Source organism: Streptomyces sp. NTD91 (assembly GCF_059510455.1).
In genome coordinates, this window is sequence record NZ_JCAJZW010000053.1 from 25663 (window position 1) to 49797 (window position 24135).

12 protein-coding genes and 5 pseudogenes are annotated in these 24135 nt (G+C 72.1%); 7 read left to right on the top strand and 10 right to left on the bottom strand.

The window, feature by feature from the left end:
• Positions 1-15: 15 nt before the first annotated feature.
• The 4 genes and pseudogenes from AC5WRT_RS34315 to AC5WRT_RS34330 form a co-directional block, all read left to right on the top strand.
• A complete protein-coding gene (locus AC5WRT_RS34315; protein WP_496098242.1) occupies positions 16-954 on the top strand; it encodes a 5-methylcytosine restriction system specificity protein McrC in 939 nt (312 codons plus the stop codon).
• Entirely contained in the window at positions 936-1346 is a 411-nt protein-coding gene (locus tag AC5WRT_RS34320; protein ID WP_496098241.1) for a hypothetical protein, read from the top strand. The genes AC5WRT_RS34315 and AC5WRT_RS34320 overlap by 19 nt, the downstream gene beginning before the upstream one ends.
• A gap of 272 nt (positions 1347-1618) precedes the next feature.
• Positions 1619-2863: pseudogene (locus AC5WRT_RS34325) on the top strand (DUF4357 domain-containing protein); the annotation flags it as partial.
• Positions 2830-3087: pseudogene (locus AC5WRT_RS34330) on the top strand (3'-5' exonuclease); the annotation flags it as partial. The pseudogenes AC5WRT_RS34325 and AC5WRT_RS34330, both read left to right, overlap by 34 nt.
• 27 nt (positions 3088-3114) lie before the next feature.
• On the opposite strand, the pseudogene AC5WRT_RS34335 reads toward AC5WRT_RS34330, so the two are convergent.
• A pseudogene (locus AC5WRT_RS34335) lies at positions 3115-3603 on the bottom strand (SAM-dependent methyltransferase); the annotation flags it as partial.
• Here AC5WRT_RS34335 and AC5WRT_RS34340 point away from each other — a divergent pair.
• Positions 3602-4150, top strand: a pseudogene (locus AC5WRT_RS34340) (integrase core domain-containing protein); the annotation flags it as partial. The pseudogenes AC5WRT_RS34335 and AC5WRT_RS34340 overlap by 2 nt on opposite strands.
• Positions 4151-4573: 423 nt before the next feature.
• On the opposite strand, the gene AC5WRT_RS34345 reads toward AC5WRT_RS34340, so the two are convergent.
• The 6 genes from AC5WRT_RS34345 to fusA form a co-directional block, all read right to left on the bottom strand.
• Complete coding sequence (locus AC5WRT_RS34345; protein WP_496100913.1) at positions 4574-6400, bottom strand: pectate lyase-like domain-containing protein; 1827 nt, start codon at positions 6398-6400, stop codon at positions 4574-4576.
• 276 nt (positions 6401-6676) lie between these two features.
• Positions 6677-8041 carry a GH1 family beta-glucosidase gene (locus tag AC5WRT_RS34350; RefSeq protein ID WP_496098239.1) on the bottom strand — a complete coding sequence of 455 codons (1365 nt, stop codon included), beginning with the start codon at positions 8039-8041 and terminating at the stop codon, positions 6677-6679.
• Between the two features lie 29 nt (positions 8042-8070).
• Positions 8071-8910: a carbohydrate ABC transporter permease gene (locus AC5WRT_RS34355; protein ID WP_496098259.1), complete on the bottom strand. Its 840-nt coding sequence runs from the start codon at positions 8908-8910 to the stop codon at positions 8071-8073.
• A 16-nt stretch (positions 8911-8926) separates the two neighbouring features.
• Complete coding sequence (locus AC5WRT_RS34360) at positions 8927-9916, bottom strand: carbohydrate ABC transporter permease (protein WP_496098258.1); 990 nt, start codon at positions 9914-9916, stop codon at positions 8927-8929.
• 8 nt (positions 9917-9924) lie between these two features.
• Positions 9925-11241 carry an ABC transporter substrate-binding protein gene (locus AC5WRT_RS34365; RefSeq protein WP_496098238.1) on the bottom strand — a complete coding sequence of 439 codons (1317 nt, stop codon included), beginning with the start codon at positions 11239-11241 and terminating at the stop codon, positions 9925-9927.
• 943 nt (positions 11242-12184) lie between these two features.
• Complete coding sequence (gene fusA, locus AC5WRT_RS34370) at positions 12185-14242, bottom strand: elongation factor G (protein WP_496098237.1); 2058 nt, start codon at positions 14240-14242, stop codon at positions 12185-12187.
• A gap of 712 nt (positions 14243-14954) precedes the next feature.
• Here fusA and AC5WRT_RS34375 point away from each other — a divergent pair.
• Both AC5WRT_RS34375 and AC5WRT_RS34380 read left to right on the top strand, forming a co-directional pair.
• Entirely contained in the window at positions 14955-16970 is a 2016-nt protein-coding gene (locus tag AC5WRT_RS34375; protein ID WP_496100914.1) for a serine/threonine protein kinase, read from the top strand.
• A gap of 64 nt (positions 16971-17034) precedes the next feature.
• Positions 17035-17717 (top strand): annotated as a pseudogene (locus AC5WRT_RS34380) (DNA polymerase III subunit beta family protein); the annotation flags it as partial.
• Positions 17718-17797: 80 nt separating this feature from the next.
• Here AC5WRT_RS34380 and AC5WRT_RS34385 read toward each other — a convergent pair.
• The 3 genes from AC5WRT_RS34385 to AC5WRT_RS34395 are packed head-to-tail and all read right to left on the bottom strand — an operon-like array spanning position 17798 to position 23604.
• The gene (locus AC5WRT_RS34385) at positions 17798-20728 is read right to left on the bottom strand and encodes a hypothetical protein (RefSeq protein WP_496100915.1); all 2931 of its coding nucleotides are present in this window, start codon (positions 20726-20728) and stop codon (positions 17798-17800) included.
• Positions 20729-20730: 2 nt separating this feature from the next.
• The gene (locus AC5WRT_RS34390) at positions 20731-22578 is read right to left on the bottom strand and encodes an HSP90 family protein (RefSeq protein ID WP_496098234.1); all 1848 of its coding nucleotides are present in this window, start codon (positions 22576-22578) and stop codon (positions 20731-20733) included.
• Positions 22579-22617: 39 nt separating this feature from the next.
• Positions 22618-23604 (bottom strand): hypothetical protein, encoded by a 987-nt coding sequence (locus AC5WRT_RS34395; protein ID WP_496100916.1) that lies wholly within the window; start codon positions 23602-23604, stop codon positions 22618-22620.
• Positions 23605-24135 lie beyond the last annotated feature (531 nt).

Consider the following 24135-nt stretch of genomic DNA (forward strand, 5'->3'; position numbering starts at 1 on the left):
TGACAGGTGGGGTGGATGTGCGTACAGCGGCCGGCCAGTTCGACCGGGCGGCCGTCGCCGAGGTGGAGTCGGCCGCCGAGAAGGAGCGCGAACGGGTGCTCTCCCTCTTCCCGTTGGAGGGGTGGAAGACGCTGCCGCTCGAGCGCTACGCGCTGGGGCAGCCCGCCCCCGCCGGGTCCGAACCGACGTACTGCCGACTCCTCGAGTTCCTCACTCCGAACCTGGGAAGCATCAAGGGCGGCAGCGCCGCGAAGCACATCATGCGGCCTGCACGGCGTCGCCGACGCGTTCCCGGCTGCAGGCACGCCCGCCACCGCGTTGCGCGCCCTGGAGCGCACCCGGTACACACGCCTCAACACCCGCTACCGTCCCGCTCACACGTGGGCCCGCCTGCTGTTGCGCGGCGGAGGCGTGAGCGATCTGCTGACCGACCACGGCACTTCGGCGGGCGGCCTCCTGCTGACCATGCCCGCGCTCTGGGAGGCCGTCGTCCGGCGGCTCGCCACCGAGGCGGCCACCCCGCACGGCGGCCGCTCCGTCCCCAGCAACGGACGGACCGGCATCACCGTCCGCGGCGACCTCGGCAGCACCTCGACGTTCCGCCCCGACCTTCTGCTCAGCCTGCCCCACGCCGGCACGGGCCATCACGCCCTGCTGCCCATCGACGCCAAGTACAAGCGCTACGACCGCCACGGCGTGAGCGCGGGTGACATCCACCAGCTCCTGACCTACAGCGCCGGCTACACACCCGTCGAAGCCCCGAGCGCGGTCATCGTCCACCCTCAGCCGGGCGGATACGCCCGACGCACGCTGCGGATCGGCAGCCCTCAGCGCGGTCTTGGCGTCATCCACGTGCTCGGCATCGACACACACGCCCCACCGGGGCAGGCGAGCGCGTGGATGCGGACGGCATGCAACGCCGCCCAACAGCCCCCTTGCCGTCCCGCCCGATAGCCTCCTTCAACACCTACGGTAAGCAGGACAAAGCCGCCGACACGACAGTGGACGAGCTGATCAGGGCGGTCACCCTCGAGCGCACCAGGATGCCTCGGGACTGCGCGGACGCCGTCGTAGCTCTGGACAAAACGGCCGCGAGCGGCGACACCGCGGACGACCACGGAGCCCTTGGCAACTGCCTGGACGCCGCCGTGAACGGCGCAGACCAACTGGCCCCGGGAACGGTCGGCACCAAGGGCGAGGCCGCCTGTGTGGCCCTGGCCGAGTCGTACCGGATGAAGGGACCCGACCTCAGCTACGACGGGACCAAGGCCTACGGAGAACTGCGGCCGTGGTGCGACCTTCCCGGAGCCGTCAACCATCCCCGGCTGCCCGACTGGACGTCTTGACCGTCGGGATGTCACCCCAAGCCGCCGCTACGTCTCAGCTCGTCCGATTCGGGCCTTCTCCGCCCTTCATCCAGGCAATGACGTCAAGGACTCTCAGAATGCCGATGTCCTGCCTGCCGCACAGTACGTTCGTGCGCCCCCTCGACGCCCTGAGCCGGTGGGACGAGCATCATCCCGGCCGTCCACCCATCCGTCTGAAGGGCCCCGACCGGCCCCTTGTCGGTGGGTGGCCCTACCGTAGTCGGTGGATCCGTGTGCGGGAGGGGCCAGCCATGTCGGCTGAAAAGAGCAGGGAGTACCCGGAGTTCTACCTGCGGCTGCCGAACGGCGGACCAGTGGCCCAGGGACGGCCGGCGAATGAACTGGGGACGAATGGCAGCCGGAAGTTCGTCGTTCCCGCGGGCCAACCCGTGCGACCGGAGGTCGTGCCGTCGTTCCCCGCCCGCGTGGCCGGTGCCCACATGCAGCGCGAAGAGCTGATCCGGCAGGGACGGATCAAGCCGTCCGAAAGGTGGCCCGGCTGGCTGGAGACGGCCGAAGCCATCACTTTCGACTCCTCTTCCAGGGCTGCGGCGGTGCTGAAAGGCCACAGTGCCAACGGCTGGATCAATTGGAAGACGGAGGACGGCCGCCCCCTCGGGGATTTCATGCCGGGGATGTGGCCAGGCCCCAACCGCCCTTGGCTGGTGCGCGGTTCCAACGTGAGCGGGCTCGACCTCGTGCAGCGGATGTGGCTGCCCGAGGGATGTGTCACTCTCGCCGCCTCGCGGCTGCGCGAGGGTGTGGAGCAGGGCATCAGCAAGGACCAGCTGCGCCTCCTGATCCAGGAGGACTACGAATCCACGGCCACGTACAGCCAGAAGCAGCAACTGGCGGAAGAGGTGCACGCGTTCCTCTCCCGGATGAAACCTGGTGACACCGTCTGCACCATCTCCGGTGGCCGGCTGTACGTCGGCGAGATCACCGGCGGAGCGGAGCAGGTCGAGTCCGAGGGCGGGCGGTCCAATCTGCGGCGGCCGGTGGAGTGGCAGCCGAACGGCTACCCGTACGACGAGCTGCCGGAGGAACTGCAGCAGAAGCTGTCGGTCCAGCACGACGTGGTCGACCTGTCCTCCGTCCAGGCCCTGGTGGACGGGCTCGGCCTCAGCGACCAGGAGCTGGCCGAGGAAGCTCGGGCCGTGGACCGCGACCCGAGCGTGGAGATACAGGTGATGGCCGCCCGCCGCGAGCTCGAACTGCCCGAGCCGGTGGACGAGCTGGCCGACGAACTTCTCGTGCACGATGTGGACTGGCTGCGGGAGGTGCGTGACCTGCTCTGGGACGAACGTCAGCTGGTGTTCTACGGGCCGCCCGGCACCGGCAAGACCTACCTCGCCCTGAAGCTCGCCGAGTTCCTCGGCGGCGGCCCGGAGCAGGTCAAGCTCGTGCAGTTCCATCCCTCCTACGCGTACGAGGACTTCTTCGAGGGCTTCCGGCCCCAGGAGGACCCGCAGACCCGGGAGGTCGCCTTCCGGCTGCCATGAAGGGGCTGGAGTTCCGCTGCGTGGCCGTCCTCGGGGTGACCGCGAGTGCGGTGCCCTTCGCACGTGAGGTCATGCCGGCCTCCGTGGACGCGCTCCAGCACGATGCGGACCTGTTGCGCGAGCGCTGTCTGCTGTTCGTGGCGTGCACGCGAGCGCGGGAGGCACTGGCGGTGTCGTGGAGCGGGACGGCCAGTCCGTTCGTGCCGCAGGAGAGCTGATCAGGCGACCGGAGAGGCATGGCCCCGTCACTCGCCGGGGACCAGCGCTCCGTTGCCCAAACCGTCCCGCGCCAAAGCGGACGTCTGCTTGCTCAGCTCGGCAACGCGCCGGGCCAGTTCCTCGAACTCCTGCAGGGCGCGGAAGGCGGCCCCGTACCGGCGTTGTTCGGCGATGTCCATCTGCGGAATACGGGCGCCCTTGCCGTCAAGCCGAAACGTTCCGCTGTCGCTCGTGGACCGGCGGGTATTCGCCGCGCTGCGCAGGAACCCCTGAAGGAAATCCGTGTCGAGCCGGTCGCTGACCGAGACCGGTTCAGGATCGCCGTACTGGACCAGTCCGGCGCGTGCGAGCTCGGCGACGCCGACGGACGGGCCGTCCAGGACGCTGGTGCCCGCTTCAGCGGTCAGGGCGGGCAGCAGCTCGGCCAACCGCCGCACCTGTGCGGTCAGTTCCTGTTTCAGTGCTTGGTATTCCGCCAGATGGTCGCGATGGGAATCGGCGACGCGGCGCGACGGCGGCGGGCACAAGGTCCACGGCAGAGCCAAGGGCGGCCGCAACAGCTCCGCGCACCGCGACCCCGCCCGGCCCCGCACCGTCCACGGCCGCCCCAACCTCGGCTACAGCTACCTGCACACCGCCGTCGACGGCCACTCCCGCCTCGCCTACAGCGAGATCCACGCCGACGAGAAGAAGGAGACCGCCACCGGCTTCCGGCAGCGGGCCCACGCCTTCTTCACCCAGGCCGGGATCACCGTCGAACGGGTCCTGACCGACAACGGCTCCTGCTACCGCTCACGCGACTGGCGCGACGCCCTCGCAGCGGCCGGGATCGCCCACAAACGAACCCGGCCCTACCGGCCCCAGACCAACGGCAAGGTCGAACGCTTCAACCGCACCCTGCTGGACGAGTGGGCCTACGCCCGCCCCTACCGGTCGGAAGCCGAGCGCCGGGAAGCGTTCCCGCAGTGGCTGCACACCTACAATCACCACCGCGGACACACCGCGCTCAGGGGCCAGCCACCCGCCAGTCGCGTCCCCAACCTCTCAGGGCAATACAGCTAGTCCTGGGAGCCCGTGCGGAAGAGTCAACCAGGGCCGGGGTACGTCAAGGAACGCAGGGGTGCGTCGGAGGGCCGGACCTGGTGAAGACCTGGCACCAAGTCCGGCCGCCGCGGCACCCTGTCAGTAAGCAGCCGCGGGCGTCCGCCACCGGATGCTCAAGATTCTCGGCAGCAGAGACGGCCCGGGACGGCGACCTATTGCGACGCGGATTTACATGCGGCTTCGGTGCAGCCGACACCCTCGGCATACTCTCCTCCACCGGCCCGCCCACACCTCGGAGGACGACCCGCGCGACGGCGGGCGCGGCCGCCTGCTCGCCGGGGCCCCGGCCGACCGCGGGGCTGGAGTCCCCCCGTCGACAGCGGCCCCGGCGAGACGGTGTGGGCGGAGTGCGCCGTGGCAGCGTCACTGCCCGCGGGGCGGTCAGACCACCCCGGCGCCGTTCGAGTACGACTTCATGTAGTAGGTTCCGAAACCGTTCTCGACGGGGTCGCCCGCGTTGTTGACGCAGTGCAGGATGCCGCCGCCGCCCGGGCCGTTGAGGCAGACCGTCATCAGCGAGGTGAGGACGACGCCCGGGGTGTCGGGGACCTCGTAGGCGCGGTCGGTGTAGATGTTGGCGTCGAGGTCGAAGTAGGCGTAGCTGCCCAGGCCCCACGCGTGGTGCTCGGTGACGTGGTCGCCGACCTTGTAGGCGGCGAAGCCGTTGGTGTTGCCGTGCTTCCAGGCCGTCTGCGTCGGGACGTCGTAGGGGTGTTCGTTCTGGAAGAAGTACGTGCGGCCGTGGTTGCCGTTCCAGAGCACCTCGTAGTTCTGGTGGTGCTCGACGAACAGACCGTAGGTGGTGACCCGGTCGCCGTTGACGAGGAAGCCGACGCCCGCGGGGTTGACCGACCAGCCGAAGGTGCCGTCGAGGCCGTGGTCGGCGCGCCAGGCCCAGACGTGGTCGACGATCACGTCGTCGCTGTCGATCTGGACGCTGACGCGGGTGCCGCCGGGGACCGCGCCGCCGATGCGCGGGAAGATGTCGAAGAGGGCGGTGGGGCGGTGCGCGTGGTTCCTGCGGCTGCGGCCGTCGCCGACGCGCAGCAGCACGGGGGAATCGGCGGAGGCGGCCTCGAGGACCAGACCGGCCACGGAGACGTCGTCGATGTCGGCGACCTCGACGAGCGAGTTGCCCTTGACGGCCTGGAGGGTGGCCAGACCGAGGCCGAGGACGACGGTGCCGGGCCGGGATATCCGCAGCGGCGCGGACAGCGGGTAGATGCCCGGGGTGAGCAGGAGGTGCTTGCCCCTGGCGAGCGCCGCGTTGATGCTCGCGGCGGAGTCGCCCGGTTGTGCGACGTGGAACCCGGTCAGCGGGATGCTGTGGCCGGCGGCCGGTCGGCCGGCCCAGGAGGTGCCGGTGCTGTCGCGACGCAGCGCGGGCACGAAGACGTGGTAGGCACCGCGGCGGTCCACGGTCAGGAACGGCTTCTCCCGGATCACCGGGGTGCGGCCGACGGTCGTGCAGGGCGGGGTCGGGAAGGACGTGGCGGGTGCGCCCTGGACACCGACGAAGACCATGTTCCAGTTGGCGCCGGTCCAGCTGCCGATGGTGTCGTTGCGCGACAGCCACTGCTGCTGCGAGCCGGAGTTGATCCGGCCGTCCACCACGCTGTCGGCCAGGAAGCCGCCGCTGGACCACCCGTTGCCGGGCGGGCTCGGCATGAGGATCATGTCGCCCTTGACGTGGACCCGGCGCATCGGGCCGGCCTGGGCCACGGCCCAGCGCTCCAGTCCGTCCGGCGGCACGATGGTCAGGTTCTCGGCGGCCCGCCAGAAGTCCTGGGTGCCGTTGCCGCCGAACCACTGGGCGTCGACGGTCACATGACCGTTGATCACGACGTCCTCGGGGCGGACCCCGAGCCCCAGGACGTGGGTGTAGAAGCCGACGTTGATCTCGACGTTGTACGTGCCAGGCTTGAACGCCAGGGCGTACCGCTCGGTTCCGAACTGGTTGGACTGCTGGATGGCGAACACGGCGTCGATCCGCGCCTGGATCGCCGCGTCGCCCATCGACGTGTCGAAGACCAGGACGTTCGGCCCGAGACCGGCCGTCCCGTGGCCGGCGCCGTGATCGCCCGAGCCGACGGCAAGGTCGGGCGACGACGCGAAGGCGGATCCTGCGGTCGCACCGGTCAGCGGCACCGCTGCGGCGGCAGCAGCCGCCCCGCGGAGCAGGGCACGACGAGAGGGAATCACAGACACGGCTCTCCTTAAACGTGGTGGGGTGAACGGGACCGCGGCTGGTCCGCGATCGCGAGAGAGCGCTCTCAGCCGCGGAGTGAATCATCGCCGGTATGCAGCGTCAACAAGTCTGTACCGGTAACATGCCGCGCTCCACGGTGAGTTGTCGCGCGACGAGCCGGGGCCTCGGTCGTCGCTCGTGGAGAACGGGCCCTGTGCGAAGCCCCGGCAAGCTCGGAGCGGTGCGTACCGGGGGCGCAGGTTCCCGCTCCCGCGCCCCAGCCCTCCGGGCCCCGCTCACGCCGCCCTGCGTGCCTCCCCCCGGTGCACCCGCACGATGTCCGCGTACCGGTGGCCGCTGCCCTTGATCGTGCGGACCTGGGTGCGGTAGTCGACGTGGACCAGGCCGAAGCGCTTGTCGTAGCCGTAGGCCCACTCGAAGTTGTCCAGCAGGGACCAGGCGAAATAGCCGGCGAGCGGGGCTCCCCTGCGGGCGGCCGAGGTGCAGGCGGCCAGGTGGCGTTCCAGGTAGTCCTGGCGTTCCGGGTCGTCCACGCTGCCGTCGGGGCGGACCACGTCCGGGAAGGCGGAGCCGTTCTCGGTGACGTAGATCCTGCGGGCGCCGTACTCCTCGGTGAGGCGGAGCAGCAGGGTCTCGATGCCGCTCGCGTCGATCTCCCAGTCCATGCCGGTGCGCGGGACGCCCTCGCGGCGCACCGCGCGGACGTAGGGTGCCGGGGCGCCCGGAGCGTCGGCGACGTAGGCCGGGAAGTAGTAGTTCAGGCCCAGCCAGTCCAGGGGGGTGGCGATCGTCTCCAGGTCGCCGTCGCGCAGGGGGAGTTCGACGCCGTAGGTCTCCACCATGTCGGCGGGGAAGCCCCGGCCGTGCACCGGGTCGAGCCACCAGCGGTTGACGTGGCCGTCGTGGCGGCGGGCGGCCGCGACGTCCTCGGGGCGGTCGGTGGCCGGGTGCACGGTGGAGAGGTTGTTGACGATGCCGACCTGGGCGTCGGGGGCGGCGGCTCGGACGGCCTGTGTGGCGAGGCCGTGGCCGAGCAGCAGATGGACCGAGGCGCGCACGGCGGCGGTGAGGTCCGTCCAGCCGGGGGCCATCGTGCCCTCCAGGTGGCCGATCCAGGCCGAGCAGCTGGGCTCGTTGAGGGTGGCCCACAGCTTGACGCGGTCGCCGAGGCGGGTGGAGAGGGCCGAGGCGTACTCGGCGAGCGCGTGGGCGGTGTCCCGCTCGGGCCAGCCGCCGCGGTCCTGGAGCATCTGCGGCAGGTCCCAGTGGTAGAGGGTGACGGACGGGGTGATGCCGGCGTCCAGCAGGGCGTCCACCAACTCGTCGTAGAAGGCGAGGCCCGTGGGGTTGATCTGGCCCGTGCCGCCGGGGACCACCCGTGGCCAGGCCACCGACAGGCGGTAGGCGTTGACGCCAAGACGGCGCATCAGGGCGATGTCCTCGCGCCAGCGGTGGTAGTGGTCGCAGGCGACGTCGCCGGTGTCGCCGTTCGCGATCTTCCCGGGGGTGTGCGAGAAGGTGTCCCAGATCGAGGGCGCGCGGCCGTCCTCGGCGACGGCTCCCTCGATCTGGTACGCCGCGGTGGCCGTGCCCCACAGGAAGTCGTGCGGGAGTGCGGCGAGGTCGATGGGTTCGGACACGGAAGTCCCTTCGGGATCAGGGGTGTCGGTCACTTGACGGCGCCCGCCGTCAGGCCGGCGACGAGGTAGCGCTGCAGAAGGAGGAAGCCGGCGACCACGGGGACGCTGACGACCAGCGAGGCGGCCATGATCTGGTTCCAGTAGACGTTGTTGAGGGTGGAGTAGCCCTGGAGGCCGACGGCGAGGGTGCGGGTGGTGTCGTTGGTCATGACGGACGCGAACAGCACCTCGCCCCACGCGGTCATGAAGGCGTAGACGGCGACCGCGACGATGCCGGGGATCGCGGCCGGTACGACGATCCTGAGCAGCGCGCCGAGCGGGCCGCAGCCGTCCACCAGCGCCGCCTCGTCCAGGTCGCGCGGGACCGAATCGAAGTAGCCGATCAGCATCCAGATGGAGAAGGGGAGGGAGAAGGTCAGATAGGTGAGGATCAGTCCGCCTCGGGAGCCGAAGAGGGCGATGCCGGTGGCGTTGCCGATGTTGACGTAGATCAGGAACAGCGGGAGGAGGAAGAGGATGCCGGGGAACATCTGCGTCGACAGCACCGTGACCGTGAACACGCGCTTGCCGCGGAAGTCGTAGCGGCTGACCGCGTACGCCGCGAACACCGCGATGGCCACCGAGCAGATCGTCGCAGCGCCCGCCACGATCAGCGAGTTCACGAAGTACCTGGCCAGCGGGACCGTCGACCAGATGTCGATGTACGGCCGGACGGTCAGCCCGCTCGGCAGCCAGCGGAACTTGCCGGTGACGTCCGCGAGCGGCTTCAGCGAGCTGGAGACCATCACGTACACCGGGACCAGCACGAAACCGGTGAGCAGGCTGAGGAAGATCCGGCGGGACCACAGGTAGGAACGCGGTGACGCCATCGGTGGGTTGACGGTCCTAGACATGGCCGACCCTCCGTCCGCGCGAGGTGAACAGCAGGTACGCGCCCGTCACGACGAGCAGGAAGAGCAGCAGCAGGACGGACATGGCGGAGCCGGTGCCGAAGTTCCAGGTGACGAAGGACGCCTGGTAGATGTGGACCGAGATGAGGTCGGCGGCCTCGGGGGCGGACCTGCCGAACAGCACGTACGGGGTGTTGAAGTCGTTGAAGGTCCACAGGAAGAGGACCAGGACCAGCACCTGGTTGACCGGGCGCAGCGAGGGCAGGGTGATGCGGAGGATCTGCTGCCACATCCCCGCGCCGTCGAGCGCGGCGGCCTCGTACAGCTCGCGGGGTATGTTCTGCAGGCCGGCCGTCACGATGAGGAAGGCGAACGGCCAGCCCTTCCACACCGAGACGGTCAGCAGGGCGTAGAAGCTGTTGTCGCCGATGAGCCAGAAGGACGGCTTGTCGGTGAGGTGCAGCTGGTCGTGCAGGACGTGGTTCACCAGGCCGTTGTCGTGCTGGAACATGAACACCCAGGTGATGACGGCCGCGTAGACGGGCAGCGCGTACGGCACCAGGAACAGCGCGCGCAGCAGGCCGCGGCCGCGGAAGGTGTCCTGCATGAAGAGCGCGGCCGCGGTCCCGACGAGCCAGCACAGGCCGACGGACAGCAGGGTGAAGCCGATGGTGACGAAGAAGGAGTGCAGCAGGGCCTCGCCGACGGGCGCGTGGAAGTCCACCGACACCTTGTAGTTGCCCAGGCCGGCCCAGGGGGCGGTGCTCCAGTCGCGGATGTAGAACTGGGTGAGTTCCTTGAAGCTCATCACGATGCCGATGACCATCGGCACCAGGTGGACGAGGAGTTCGAGCAGCAGGGCGGGCAGGAGCAGCAGGTACGGCAGCGAGACGCGGCGGAGCCGTCCGGGGCGAGGGCGCGGGTCGCGCGCCGCCGCCCCGGACGGTGCCTGCGTCACCGGCTCCTTGAAGGCGGTGGTCGTCATCGTCTCGCTCACGCCGCCGGCATCTGCTGCTGGGCCTTGTTCAGCGCGGCCTTGACCGTGTCGGTGGTCACGGGGCGTCCGGCGGCGGCGTCGGCGAACAGGTCCTTGACGGCCGTACCGACCGCCGTCTCGAACTGCGACTCGGACGGGACCTGCGGCAGCGCGGCGGCACTCGTGGCGAGGGTGGTCTTCAGGACGGCGTTGGCGGGAGCGCTGAACGCGGGGTCCTCCTGGGCGGACTTCACCGGCGGGATGGAGCTGTAGGCCTTGTTGAGGATCTTCTGCTCGTCGTCGGAGGTCATGAACTTCACGAACTTCGTTGCGCCGTCGAGGTTGTGGGTGTTCTTGAAGACGGCCAGGTTGATGCCGGCGACCATCGAGTCGACCTGGGTGCCGGTGCCGGGCGTGCCGGAGATCACCGGGACGCGCGCGATGCCGTAGGCGTCCTCGCTCATGCCCTGGGACTTGAGGTTGGCGGCGGCCGACTGCCACAACAGCATGGCCTGCTTGCCCTTGGCGAAGTCGCTGACGGACTGGTTCTGCGCGTACTCGGCGTCACCGGTCGGTATGACCTTGTCCTTCGCCATCAGGTCGACGTAGCTCTTCACCGCGTCGACCACCTTGGCGTCGGTGAAGTCCGGCTTGCCGTCGGCGGTGAAGAAGTCGGCGCCGCGCTGCTTGGCGAACACGAAGACGTGGTGGATGTTCTCGGCCAGGCTCGAGCCCTCGGCGCCGAGCGGGGACTTGCCCTTGGCCTGGATCTTCTTGCCGTCCGCGACCAGTTCGTCCCAGGTGGCCGGCGGCTTGCCGATCCCCGCGTCGGCGAAGATCTTCTTGTTGTAGTAGAGGGCGTACGCCATCGAGTACAGCGGAACCGCGGCCGGGTCCTTGCCGGCCGCGCCGGTCGAGCCGAGCGCGGAGTCGACGAACCGGTCCTTGCCTCCGATCTTGGCGAAGTTCTTGGCGTCCCAGGGCAGCAGCGCGCCGGTCGCCTGCAGCGAGGCGCTCCAGGTGTTGCCGATGTTCAGCACGTCCGGGCCCTGGCCCGAAGTGGTCGCGGTGAGGATCCGGTTGAGCAGGTCGGACCAGGGCACGACCTCCAGCTCGACCTTGATCCCGGTCTGCTTCTGGAACTTGTCGAGTTCGGGCTGGAGGACCTGCTTGTCGACGGCGATGGTGGCGCCCTGGTTGGAGGCCCAGTACGTCAGGGTCTTCGGCGAGTCGTCGGACCCGCCACCGCTGGACGAGCCCCCTCCGCAGGCCGTGGCCGCGAGGACGAGAGACAGGGTGACGGCGCCTGTGGCCGCGGCTCGGATGCTGCGCATGGCTCCTGGTGTCCCTTTCCGGGAGTCGAGAACGCCGAGGGTGTTCACGGAAGCGGGCACGGGTGCGGACCCGTGGGGACCCGTTCGGCCGCCGAAGCCCCTCATGGCTTAATTTAGGACGTGAGTTAAACCTCAGGAGAAACGCTCGTCAAGGGATCGGGCAGCGGCAAACCGTCGAACGGGCCGGAAGAGCCCGGAGAAACGCCGGAAATCGGGGAGGTCAGGTGGCAGCGGTGAGCGGCCGTACGGTGCGTGACCTGCGGCGCGAGAGCCGGGGCGCCGTTGTGCAACGGTTGTATCTCGACGGGCCGACGAGCCGGCACGCGCCGGACCCGGCGACCGACCCGGGTTCGGGCTCCGTCAGCAACGTCGTGACCGGGCCGCTCGCCGACGGAGCGGGGGGCTCTGGCGGAAGGTCTCGTGCGCCGGACAGCGGATTGCGGAAGTCTGCGCGAAATCCCCCCGCGTCGCCACCGCGACGGATCCGTCCAGGACGGAACACTGCGTGTCCCCGGGCCGCATCGGGCCCGGGCGCTCTTCCCCGTCCTCGCCCACGTTCTCTCCGGGGCACTCGACCTCTGCCGAGGCCGTCAGGGCGCGCGTGAGGTTCGCCGCTCCCCAGAGCGCGGGCAGGAGGAACAACGCCACGAGGGCGACTCTGTACTTCACTCGACTCCCCCCCGGGACGGACCGGCTTTCCGGGCACCGCGCACGGCACACGTGTCTGCGGGGAACGCCCCGGCGCCACGCTACCTCTGCATGTCCAGCCGTCCTGGGCAGGCCCCCGGACAGCGACCGGGCGCATGACGGGAGCCGAGCCAGGACCGGGACCGAGGCGGGCCGGCCACACTCCGCGTCTCCGGCTCGGCACCCGCCCGTCCCGCGGCACACGGGGACCGCACCGCCGGCCGATGCGGCACATGGCGGTGCGGTCCCCCGGTCGTCACCGGACCGGCGCCGGCCGGGGTGCCTGGGCGTAGCCGGTGGGGCGGGTGGTGAAGGTGCCGCGGCCCTGGGTGCGGCTGCGCAACCGGGTGGCGTAGCCGAACAGCTCCGCCAGCGGCACGGTCGCCGTCAGAACGGCGTCGCCGCCCCGCGTCCCGGAACCGCCGACCCTGCCGCGCCGGGCGGCGAGGTCGCCGAGGACCGAGCCCACGGCGTCCTCCGGCACGGTGACCGTGACCTCGGCGACCGGTTCCAGCAGGGCCGTCGCGCAGGCGCGCAGGGCCGCGCGGACCCCGAGCCGGCCGGCGGTGCGGAAGGCCGTGTCGGAGGAGTCCTTCACATGAGTGGCGCCGTCGGTGAGCGTGACCCGCAGTCCGGTCACCGGGTGCCCGCCCAGTGGCCCCTCGGCGAGGGCGTCCCGGCAGCCGGCCTCGACCGCGCGCACGTACTCCTGCGGCACCGCGCCGCCCACCACGGTGGAGGCGAACTCGAAGCCGGTGGCCCCGACCTCGGGCCCGAGCGGCTCCACGTCGAGCACGACGTGCGCGAACTGTCCTGCTCCGCCGTCCTGTTTGACGTGCCGGAAGACGAACCCGGTCACTCCCTCGACGACCGTCTCGCGGTAGGCGACCCGCGGCCGGCCGACACACACCTCCGGTCCCCCGTCGCGGCGGATCTTCTCCACCGCGACCTCCAGGTGGAGTTCGCCCATGCCGGACAGCACGGTCTGCCCGGTCTCGGCGTCGGTGCGCACCACCAGCGAGGGGTCCTCCTCGGCCAGCCGCGCCAGCGCGGCCCCCAGCCGTCCGGTGTCCGTGGCACGCCGGGCCTCGACGGCGACGGACACCACGGGCTCGGCGGACACGGGTGGTTCCAGGAGCAGCGGGGCTCCGGGATCGCAGAGCGTGGAGCCGGCCCGCGCCGACTTCACACCGGCGAGCGCGACGATGTCACCGGCGACCGCACGGTCCAGCCGTTCGTGCCGGTCCGCCATGACCCGCAGGATGCGCGCCACACGCTCGGTGCGGCCGGTGGCCGGGTCCCACACAATGTCTCCCTTCTCGACGGTGCCCGAGTACACGCGCACGGAGGCCAGCCGCCCGGTGGCACTCGCGGTCACCTTGAACACGAGCCCGGCGAACGGCGCTTCGGGGTCGGCGGCCCGCTCCTGCGCGGCGCCCGCGTGGACGCCGCGCACGGCGGGGACGTCCAGCGGCGAGGGCAGGTACGCCACGACCGCGTCCAGCAGGGGTTCCACGCCGCGGTTGCGGTAGGCGGAACCGCACAGCACGACGACGCCGTCCCGGGTGCGGGTGAGGTCGCGCAGCGCGGCGGTGAGCGTCTCGGCGGAGAGGGTCTCCCGGTCGCAGAACTCCTCCAGGGCGGCCGGGTGCAGCTCCGCCACCGTCTCCTCCAGCGCCCGCCGCCGCCGTACCGCTTCCACACCCAGCTCCTCGGGCACGGGCCCCTCCGCGGCCGTGCCCGCGCCGTCGTCCCAGACCAGCGAGCGCATCCGTACGAGGTCCACCACGCCCGTGAACGCGTCCTCCGCGCCGATGGGAAGCTGGACGACGAGCGGTACCGGATGCAGCCGGTGCCTGATGGAGTCCACCGTCCGGTCCAGGTCGGCGCCCGCCCGGTCCATCTTGTTGACGAACGCGATCCTCGGCACGCCGTGCCGGTCCGCCTGCCGCCACACCGACTCGCTCTGCGGCTCGACCCCGGCGACGGCGTCGAACACGGCGACCGCCCCGTCCAGGACGCGCAGGCTGCGCTCGACCTCGTCGGCGAAGTCGACGTGGCCGGGGGTGTCGATCAGGTTGATGCGGCAGCCGTCCCAGGCGCAGCTGACGGCTGCGGCGAAGACGGTGATGCCGCGGTCGCGTTCCTGTGGGTCGAAGTCGGTGACGGTGGTGCCTTCGTGCACCTCGCCCCGCTTGTGGGTGGTGCCCGTCGCGTACAGGATCCGCTCGGTGACGGTGGTCTTGCCCGCGTCGACGTGGGCGAGGATGCCGAGATTGCGGACGGCGGCGAGGGTGGTGGTGTTCGTGCGCACGACCCAGGGCCTTTCTGCGGATCGGGCCTGACACCTCAGGCCCGTTGTCGGGAAAAGGGCAGCGCGATTGCCCGTGCGTCGAGGTCAGCGGGACATCACGGGCGTCCGGTGCCGGCCGCGCAGCGGGCACCGGCACCACCGGGACACGAGGATCACCTCGTACCGGGAACGGGGAGCGACGACGGCGGTACGTGCGCGCACGGCCGGGCTCCCCTCTGTGTCGGACGACATGCGCCGCCGTACGGTCGTGGCGGCGCTCGGTACGGCATGACGGTACGAGAGGCGCGCTGCGCGGGCACGTGATTTTTCCGCCGTGTACGCCACCGTCCGGCTCACCAAGCCCTAGGCTGGCCTCGCACAGGACCGGGGAGGGGGCCGCTCATGCGGAAGGGCAGTGTCGGGTACGGACGCCGGGGGACGGAACCTGTCGACGCGCGGGCGGTTTTGACGGAGCGGCACGCCGCCGGGTGACACGTTCCACGTCACGTATCTGACGGACCGTCCACCTTCGAACGGACCGCCCTCGTTCAACGGACCGCCCTCGTTCATACGCACCGCCCTCGTTCAGAAGGCCGCGCCACCGCGTACGTCGATGCGCCGCCGCGAGCGGGCGGTCGGCCGCTGTCCGGCGCCGTCCGCGCGCTCGCGGCCGTCCGCCCGTCCCCTGTCCCACCCTGGCCTGCCCAGGCCGCCACAGTTCAAGGAAGTGCTCGTGAGCGAGAACGGTCCCGGCGGAAGAGTACGGCCGGCCCGTCCGGGTGACCCCTCCCGCGTGGGCCCGTACCGGATCGTCGGCCGCCTCGGCGCCGGAGGCATGGGCACGGTCCATGCCGGAGTCGCCGCCGACGGCATGCGGGTGGCCGTGAAGGTGATTCACCCCCAGCAGGCGCAGGATCCGGAGTTCCGCGCGCGTTTCCGGCGCGAGGTCGAGCTGTCGTCCCGGATCACCGGGCCCCATCTCGTGCCGTTGCTCGCCGCGGACCCGGACGCGCCGACCCCGTGGCTGGCCACCGCGTTCGTTCCGGGCCCCTCGCTGAACCAGCACGTGGCCGCGCACGGACCGCTCGACGAGGCAAGCCTGTACGCGTTCGCGGCCGCCACGGCGCAGGCGCTGGCCGCGATCCACGCCGCCAAAGTGGTGCACCGCGACGTGAAACCGCAGAACGTGCTGCTCACCTCCGTCGGCCCCCTGGTGCTGGACTTCGGCATCGCGCACGCCGCCGACGGCACCAGCGTGACCCGTACCGGGGTGACGACGGGCACCCCGGGCTGGATCAGCCCCGAGCAGTACCGTGCGGGCACCACGGGCCCGGCGGGCGACATCTTCGCGTGGGGGGCGCTGGTCGCCTACGCCGGCACCGGTCGACTGCCCTTCGGCACCGGCGCGCCCGACGTGGTGGCCTTCCGCGTGATGTCCGGCGAGGCGGATCTGGAGGGCGTCCCCGCCCCGCTGCGCGCCCTCGTGGAGAAGGCGCTGGCGCAGGAGCCGGGTGACCGCCCGCCGGCCACGGAGGCCGCCCGGGAGTGCGCGGCCCTGCTGGCCTCGCAGGCCACCCAGGCGGCGAGCGCCGACCCGCCGCCGGCGACGGCCGCGGACCTGGTCGCCGCTGTGTGGGACGTACCGGCCGGGGAGGACCCGGCATGGCGACTCCCCTTGGACCGGAGCCGGTCGAAGAAGCGGCTGGCCGGCGCGGTCGTGCTCGCGGCGGGCGTCGTCGGCGGCCTGGCCGGAGGGGCCGCGGCGCTGCTGCCCGGGGACACCGGGAACGCCGTGCACGCGTCCTCGTCCACCACCGCGTCGCCGCCTTCCTCCGCCAGTGCCGCCGGGCCCGCGGCGAGCGCGGCGAAGGGCGATGCGGCGGCACGTGAGAAGGGCGCCGGCAGCGGCCCGGCGACCCTGCGCAACTGGGACGAGGCGAGAGCGGCGCGGGGCGCGGCCGAGCACGACGTGGCGCGCGCGGTGCTGCAGGACGAGGGCGCCGTCGCCCAGGAGCTGGGCGACGGCGCCGGCTTCACCCCGGACGACGTGCGGTTCCACCCGTCGCGCCGCGAGGTCTACCTGTCGTACGGGCTGGCCTCGGACGCGTCCGGGACGATGGACGCCGAGACGGAGATCGCAAGGAACATGTGTCTGACGATGCGTGACGCCGTGCGTCTGCACCCGGAACTGGCCTACCGCACGTATGTGATGGTCCGGCAGGACGCGGGGCAGGGCCCGCAGGTGACCTGGGACGACGACTTCGTCGCGAACTCCGCGTGCCGGTCGGCCGCCGGCGGCGCGGACGACGGCGCCGGGGACGGCGCGGGCGCCGCGCAGGACTGGCAGCCGGACGAGGACGGCCTCGGGCAGGCCATGATCCCCAGCACCGACGGCGCCGAGATCCGGGTCGCGGACGGCGCCGCCCGGAAGATCATCGCGACGACCAACGGGATGCGGCAGAGCCTCGGCACCGATCGCGTACTCGGCAACAACGAGATCAAGGTGGGCTTCGACCCCGCGCATTCGGCGATGTACGTGTGGTCGGACTACGTGGAGTGGAACGAGCAGCAGGTCGAATCCTGGGCGGACGCGGCCGCGGGCACGGCGTGCCGGGCCCTGGTGAGCGAACGGCGGAGCGCGGGCAGCGCCTGGCCGTACACCCGCTACGCCGTGGCGGAGATCGGCGGGTCCGGGTACCTGATGATCCGCTGGGGCACGGCCATGACGCCGGCCGACTGCCCCGGCTGAGCGGCGGGCCGGGGTTGACCCTCGACCTTGTCGAGGGCTCATGGTCGCGGGTGTGGAGAGCGAGATGCGCAGCATTGGCGAGATGGCCCGGGACAGCGGACTGAGCGTGAGTGCGCTGCGGTTCTACGACCGTGCCGGTGTCCTCGTCCCCGCATGGGTGGACCCGGTCAGCGGCTATCGCTGGTACGAACCGGACCAGCTCCAGGAGGCGCGGTTGCTGGCCCGTCTGCGGCGGGCCGGGATGCCCCTCGCGGACATCCGGCTGGTCCTGGCCGGCTGGTCCAGCGCGGACACGGACCTGGTGCGCCGGCTGTTCCAGGCGCACCTGCGCCGCCTCGAACGGGGCCTCGCCGACGCCCGCGGCGCGTTCTGCGCACTCCGAGCCGTCCTCGACCACAGGGAGAACCCCATGACCTCGCTCGCCGTCGTCACCGCACGGCTGTCCGTCCCCGCGCCGGAGCTGGCCGCCGCGCTGACGCGGTCCGTTTCGCGGCCGGTACGGACCCGGATCTGCCGAGGCTCGGCGCGATCCTGTTCGACGTCGAAGGGGAGGAACTGACCGTCGTGGCCACCGACCGCTACCGGATGGCGGTCGCGCGGGCCTCCGCCACGGGCCACGACGGGCCGCGCGTGCAGGCCCTCGTGCCGCTGCCGCTGGCCGACGCGATGCGGGCCCTGCTCCAGGGGGAGGAACCGGTGCGGCTCGGTCTCGACGGTGACCGCGTGTCCCTGCACTCCTTCACGAGGAGCTGACGGCCGGAGATGACGAACGGCCCCGGCACAGGGGCCCTTCGTTCCGGCGCGGCCCGGCAGGCGCGCCCGCCACCCTACGCCTCGTCGCGCAGGCGGGCCGCCAGGGAGGTCAGCGGTTCGGCCTCCTCGGTGTGGCCCAGCGTCGTCAGGCGGGAGACCGCCGCGTCCAGGCGCGTGAGGGCCGGGGCGGGGCGCTTGAGATAGATGCCCTCCACGGCGGCCGCGAGGCGGACGCACTCGGCCCACTCGCCGGCGTGTTCCGCGTCGGGGCCGGGTTCGCCGAGCAGGGTGAGGGCCTTGTCCAGGGCGGCCAGGGCGGTCTCGTACTCCCCGGTGTAGGCGCCCACCCGCCCGTGTTCGTAGGCCAGGGCACTGTCCAGGGACCGGCCGCGGGCCTCGTACCCCGCTGCGCGGGCCTCGTCGGCGACCCGACCCGCGTCGGTGAGGAAGGCGAGGGCGTCGGCCAGGCCCTCGGAGCCCTGCCGCTGGGCCTGGAGGCGGGCGAGTTCGCGCAGACAGTTGCTGAGCTGCTCGTACCGCGGGGCCCGGGCGTGGGCGGCGAGAGCCTGGTCCGCGGCCTCGCGGGCCCGGCCGAACTCGCCGGATTCCGCGAGGAGTACGGCGGTCTCCGCGGCGATCATGGCATGGCTCCCGGGGTCGTCGTCCCAGCCGGCCGACTCGGCCGCGAGGGCGACGAACTCCGCCGTGGCCGCCTTCAGGTCCTCTCCCGCGTGCAGGGCGCGGGCACGGGTCAGGCGGAGCTGGGCGACGAGCCGGCCGTCCAGCTCTCCGGCGGCGACGTCGGGTTCGGCCAGGAGCGAGTCGAGCAGCGCGATGCAGTCCTCGACGCGGCCCAGGTCGAGGCTGAGCTGGGCCGCGTTGCTGTAGGTGCAGAACGCGTCCGTCCGGCTTCCGCGGCGCAGGTCCAGCTCCGCGGAGCGCGTCAGGTGCCGCAGTGCCTCGTCGGGGCGGCCCAGGTACATGCAGGCCTGGGCCAGATCACCGTGCAGGCGGGCGGTGTCGACCGTCCCGGACGGCCACTCGGCGGCCAGTCGCAGGCACTCGGTGAGGTCCGCGTGCGCGGCCTGCGCGTCCCGCAGGCCGAGCCGGATCCGGGCGCGCAGTGCGAGCGCGCGGGGCAGGTGCCAGGCGGGGCCGTGCGCCTTCAGCCGGTCGAGGAGAGCGTCGGTCTCCGTGGCCGCGGCGGGCAGGTCGCCGGAGAGGGCATACGTGCCGGCCCGCAGCAACTGGCCGCCGGCGACCTGCCCGGCGATGTCGTGCCGGGTGGCGAAGTCGAGCAGCAGGTCCACCTCGGCCAGGGCCGGCCCGACGTGCTCCTTGTTCCCGGACGTCTGCAGTCGCAGGCCGAGCGCGGTCGCCCGCATCCGCAGCAGCCGGGCCTCCTGGTACGGCGCGAGGCCGGTCGTCTCCTCGTGCAGCCGGACGAGGGCCGTGTGGGCGGCGGTCAGCGCGGCCCCCTTCGGCTCGGCTCCGTCGGCCCGTTCCGCGGCCTCGGCTGCCGCGAGCACGGCGCAGGCACGGGCCAGCGCCGCGTGCCCCGGCACCCCCGCCTCGTCGTACAGGCCCGCAGCCTGTTCGTACAGTTCCGCGGCCTCCTCGAACCGGTCCCGGTCGCCCGCCCGGCTCGCCTCGTCCGTGAGCAGGTCCGCGCGCAGCCGGCCGAGCGGTCCCACGGCCGGATCGTCGGGGTGGACGTAGTCGGGGGCGGCGACGAGGCGGCGCAGCCGGGCCCAGCAGACCACCGCCTCCGGATGCCCCTGCTGGTCCAGCTCCCTTGCGCGGGCGGCGAGTTCGGGCAGCGACTCGGGGGCGGCTTCGGTCGTGCGGGTGGTGGGTACGGTGGCCGGGGCGACCGGGACCACGTCGTCGAGGCCGCGGGTGCGCAGGGTCAGTTCCAGCGCGTCCAGGAGAGGGGCGCGCTCCAGGCGGGCCCTGCGCCGGTCGGTGTGGGCCGTGGTTCCGTTGCGGGCGTCGAAGCGGGCGGCGAGATCGTCGGCGCGGCCGCGCACCTCGGCGCGCAGCCCGGCCACCGTCCAGGTGCGGCCCGCGTATCCGGCGGCGGGCAGGCCGCCGTGCCCGAGGAGTTCGACGCGCTGGAGGAGGACCTCCACGCCGGTGAGGAAGCTGAGCTGGTCCAGCGGCGAGTCGACCTCGTCGAACAGGCTCCGGTTCTCGGCGAGCAGTTCCAGACCGCGTGCCTCGTTGCCGGTCAGCGCGCAGAACTCCAGGTGCCGGCCGACCTCCCCGGACATCGAGGGGTCGCGGCGGCAGGCGCGGTAGCCGGCGAGGTGCAGGTGGCGGGCCCGGTCGGCGTGACCGGTGCGCAGCAGGGGCAGCAGGGCGTACGAGACGGAACGGGCGGGCTCCTCCCTGCAGGACTCCTTCCCGGCCAGGACGGGCTCCCAGGCGCCGAGGGCCCGCTCGTCGTCGCCCGCCGCGAGGTGGTACAGGGCGCGTTCGCAGGTCTCGCAGGCCTCGCAGTCGCTGAGCCTGGTGCGGGTGCGGCCCGCCCACAGCTCGTAGGCGAGGGCGGTGTCCTCGCCCATGTGGGCGGCGAGCTGATAGGCCTGCCCGTAGTACGGCTGGAGGCCGAGGCCGGCCTTCTCGTACCGGTCGCGCATCTCCGTCAGCCACTGGCGCAGGCTGGCCAGCGGTATCTCGGGCAGCTGGCGCAGGGCGTTGGCCACCCACTTGAACCGCCAGAACAGCGAATGGCGCAGGCGCTCGTCGAAGACGTCGGGCTGCTCGTCGAAGAGGGTGAGCAGGCGGGCGAAGACGACGGGCGACTTGCGGGGTTCGGAGCCGTAGGTGTACGCCTCCTGGAGTTCGAGGAGCGCGTGGACGAGCGGCAGCGGTTCGGCGAACTGCTCGGCGGCGTCTACCAGTTCCTCGGCCGTGACGGTGCGGGTACGGCCGTAGGGGCGCCGGTCGTTCTCCTGGAGTGCCTGGTACAGCTCGTCAATGGTCTGGGGTGCGGTCGGCATCGTCAGCTGTCCTTGCGGAGGGCGTGGGCGAGGAGGTCGAGGAAGGAGCGGTTGATCAGGCTCGATTCGGCGGGCCTGAGCGGACGCCGGGACAGCATCGCGGCCTGCCCGTAGAGGGCTTCGGCGCTGGTGCGGGCCAGTTCGGGTTCGTCGATGGTGACGGCGGTACGGACCAGCGGGTTGAGCTGGTTGAGGATCAGCTGGGCCCGCGGGGCCTCCTGGCGCAGGTGGCCGAGGATGTCGCCCCACAGGCCGCCCTGCTGCTCGCGGGCGAGCCGGGAACGGGTGCGCTCGTGGCGGGCCTCGCGGCTGTCGAGGAGCAGTGCGGGGGCGGAGGCGGGCTGGAAGGTGCGCAGCGCGACGTCGCAGTCGAAGACGGCGAGGGCGTCGCGGGCCAGGGCGAGGTAGGCCGCGGCGGCCAGCTCCGTCTCCCGGTCCACGGGGTCGAGGTGGGCGGTGAGCGTCGCCGGGTCGAGGTCGGCGACGCCGACCTCCGGCCTGATCTCCGGCAGCCGGTGGACCAGTTCACGGTCGTAGGTGTAGCCGCCGTTGACGACGCCGAGCCCGGCGGCCGAGGCGATCGCCGCGATCTGCCGGAACTCCTCCACACTGGAGGTCACGAGCACGGTGCGGTGGGCGCGCGCGAACTCGTCGAGCGTGGCGTGTCCGTCGGTGGTCTCGAACGGCAGCCAGGGCAGCAGCATCCGCAGGATCTCGTCGTCGTGCACGGCCAGCGACTTCACGGCCAGGTGGTGGGCCTGGAGGAAGCGGCCGAGGAGGTCCGGGTCGCTGGCGGCGGTCCGGGCGATCCACGCGCGCAGCCGCTCGGCGAGGGCGTCACGGACCGCGGCGAGGGTGTCGTCCTCGTACAGGGACTCGCGGGACGCCGTCGGGCGCAGGCTCTCGGCGTCGACGACGCAGCGGACGAAGAACGCCCACTCGGGCAGGATCTCCGCGGCCTGTTCCGACAGAAGCATGCCCTTGACGTGCACGCGGTGACCGTGTCGGCGCCCGGCCGGCACCGCCTCGGGCAGCACGCACGCGATGCCCTTGAGGCCCACCGCCGGCAGGTCCAGCTCGATGGTGTCCAGCGGCGTGAATCCGAGGACCTCTTCGCCGTACGCGGCCAGTGCGCGGGATCGGGCCCCCGGCGTGGGGTACGCGCGCGCCCAGGGCGCGGGCTCGGGGTTGACGGCCGCGCCGGGGCCCTCGGTGCCGTCGTCGAAGGTCACGGGGTGGCGCAGCAGGGAGCCGAAGTGGCGGGCCAGGGCGTGCACCTGGGCGGGCCGGGTCCACTCGCCCGCGTCGGCGCGCGGGGTCAGCGTGACGGTGGTGCCGGGCCGGGGGCGGGCGGAGGCGGGCAGGGTGCGGACGGTGTAACTGCCGTCGCCGCGGCCCCGCCACTCCACTGCCGGGGCGTCGGGGGTGCGGGCGGAGCGGCTCAGCACGTGGATCTCGTCGGCGACCAGGAAGCAGGAGAGCAGGCCGATGCCGAACTGGCCGATGAAGTCACCGCGTTGTTCGGCGATCTGGTCGGCGCGCTTGCTGCTACGGCCGATCGTGGCGAGGAAGGTGTGCACGTCGGCCTCGGTGAGACCGACGCCGTCGTCCTCGACCCGAACCACCGAACCGTCGGCGTACAGGCGGATGCCGAACGCGCCGCCGGGGGCAGCCGGTTCGATGCCGTGCCGGGCGGTCAGCGCGTCCACCGCGTTCTGCATCAGTTCACGCAGGTAGACGCGAGGGCTGGAGTAGAGGTGGTGGGAGAGGAGGTCGACGAGGCCGCGCAGATCCACCTGGAAGGTGCGGTCGGCGCCGGCCTGGCTCGAAGGGGTGTCGGGCAGAGTCATGGGGCAGTCCGGGGTGGGATGGAGAAGTGGCTGGCGGGGTCAGGCGTTGCGCCGGGCGCGGGCGTACATCTCTTCCGGCTTCGCCATGTACTTCCAGGGCCACGCGGTGTAGGCGCCGCCCAGTTCGTCGAAGACGCGCGGCATCGCGATCCGCTCGGAGGCCAGGGACAGGGCCATCGCGAAGATGTTGAAGTCGTGCTGCCAGCCCGGGCGCCGCACGTAGGCCGGGTGGAGGATGCTGTGCTCGGCCGCTTCCAGCAACTCGTCCTGGATCTCGGGGGTTCTGAGGCAGTTCTTGTTGTCCGCCTCCACCCAGTCCTCGATGTGCGCCATGGCTGTCACACAGCCGAGGCGATGGCCCTCGGGTGCCCGGGCGAACGCCTCACGGGCGAACGCGAGGGCCTGGCCCGGCTCGCCGCCCCAGCGGGGCTGCAGCTGCGACACCCACTCGATGTGGGTCTCCAGGTCCAGCGGGTCGCGGCGCAGGGCGGCGTCGAGCCGGGTCTCGGTGACGGCGGGTCCCAGCGACATGCCACGGCCGGAGGTGAGCAGGCGGCGCCACGGCGTGATCCAGTCCGGCCGCGACTCGGCGGCCTCGAAGAGCTGCTCCTCGGCGATGTGGAGCCGCTCGTGGAAGATCCGCCACTGTTCCTGTGTGACGTTCACGGCACGCGCGGAGGTGCGGGCCTCCCAGCCCCATGCGATGTGGCGCGCGCCGGATATCAGCAGGGCCGTCGCCCGGTTCTCCTTGTCCTCCTCGGCGGCCCGGCCGATCCAGTCCTGCACCCCGGCCAGGTCGGCCAGCTCACCGAGGACGTGGTGGTCGCGGCCGAGATCGAAGGGCGCCAGCGCGGCCCTGACCGCCGCCCAGTCGCCCGCACCGGCCGCCTCCACCAGCGCGAGCACCCGTGCGTCACCGAGCGCGTGCAGCGTGTACGTCCCGTTCTTCAGCCTGCGCGGGGCGGGCAGGGCGTACGGATCCACCGCCGGTCTCTCCCCGCCCCTGCCGAACAGTTTGCCGAACATGCCGCGCCCTCCCCAGGTTCCGCGTGATCGTCCGTGCAGCATAAGCGGCACCACCGACACCGCTGCCACAGGGTTTTCCCCAGGGCCCCGCGTTCCCCGTCCGGCCCGCCGCGTTCCGGGCCCCGGCCCCGGTAGGCGCCGCCTCGGCACCGCGTCCCGTACCGTACCGTCGGGCCTTGGCCCGGGGTGGTCGTCGGAGCCTGTCGGGCACCACCTACTCTTACAACTTGTAGTAATCGCCTGGAGCGTCAGTGGGCCCGGGCCAGGCCCCCCATGACGCATCATGGCGAAGCCGGTCGGCTTCGCACGGGCAGGCGGGCCTGTACCTGGCTGAGGAGTCGCGAGGATGAGTGAACACCGGCGCCGATCGTCGGGGAGGAACCGGCCGTCCGGCTCGGACGGCGTGCCGCGGGGCGGCCGGGCGGAGGCCCGCAGGGCTGCCCGCGCCCAGGGCCAAGGCGCCCGCCGCGCGGCGTCTGCGCGGCCCGCGGACGCCGGGCATCCCGGCCGACCGGACACGCGGTCCATGGG

What these genes read in the sequence shown, in the direction of transcription:
- AC5WRT_RS34315 (WP_496098242.1), top strand. Translation starts at nt 16, where the DNA reads ATGTGCGTACAGCGGCCGGCCAGTTCGACCGGGCGGCCGTCGCCGAGG.
- AC5WRT_RS34355 (WP_496098259.1), bottom strand. Translation starts at nt 8,910, where the DNA reads ATGGCGTCACCGCGTTCCTACCTGTGGTCCCGCCGGATCTTCCTCAGC.
- AC5WRT_RS34360 (WP_496098258.1), bottom strand. Translation starts at nt 9,916, where the DNA reads ATGACGACCACCGCCTTCAAGGAGCCGGTGACGCAGGCACCGTCCGGG.
- AC5WRT_RS34365 (WP_496098238.1), bottom strand. Translation starts at nt 11,241, where the DNA reads ATGCGCAGCATCCGAGCCGCGGCCACAGGCGCCGTCACCCTGTCTCTC.
- AC5WRT_RS34385 (WP_496100915.1), bottom strand. Translation starts at nt 20,728, where the DNA reads ATGCCGACCGCACCCCAGACCATTGACGAGCTGTACCAGGCACTCCAG.
- AC5WRT_RS34390 (WP_496098234.1), bottom strand. Translation starts at nt 22,578, where the DNA reads ATGACTCTGCCCGACACCCCTTCGAGCCAGGCCGGCGCCGACCGCACC.
- AC5WRT_RS34395 (WP_496100916.1), bottom strand. Translation starts at nt 23,604, where the DNA reads ATGTTCGGCAAACTGTTCGGCAGGGGCGGGGAGAGACCGGCGGTGGAT.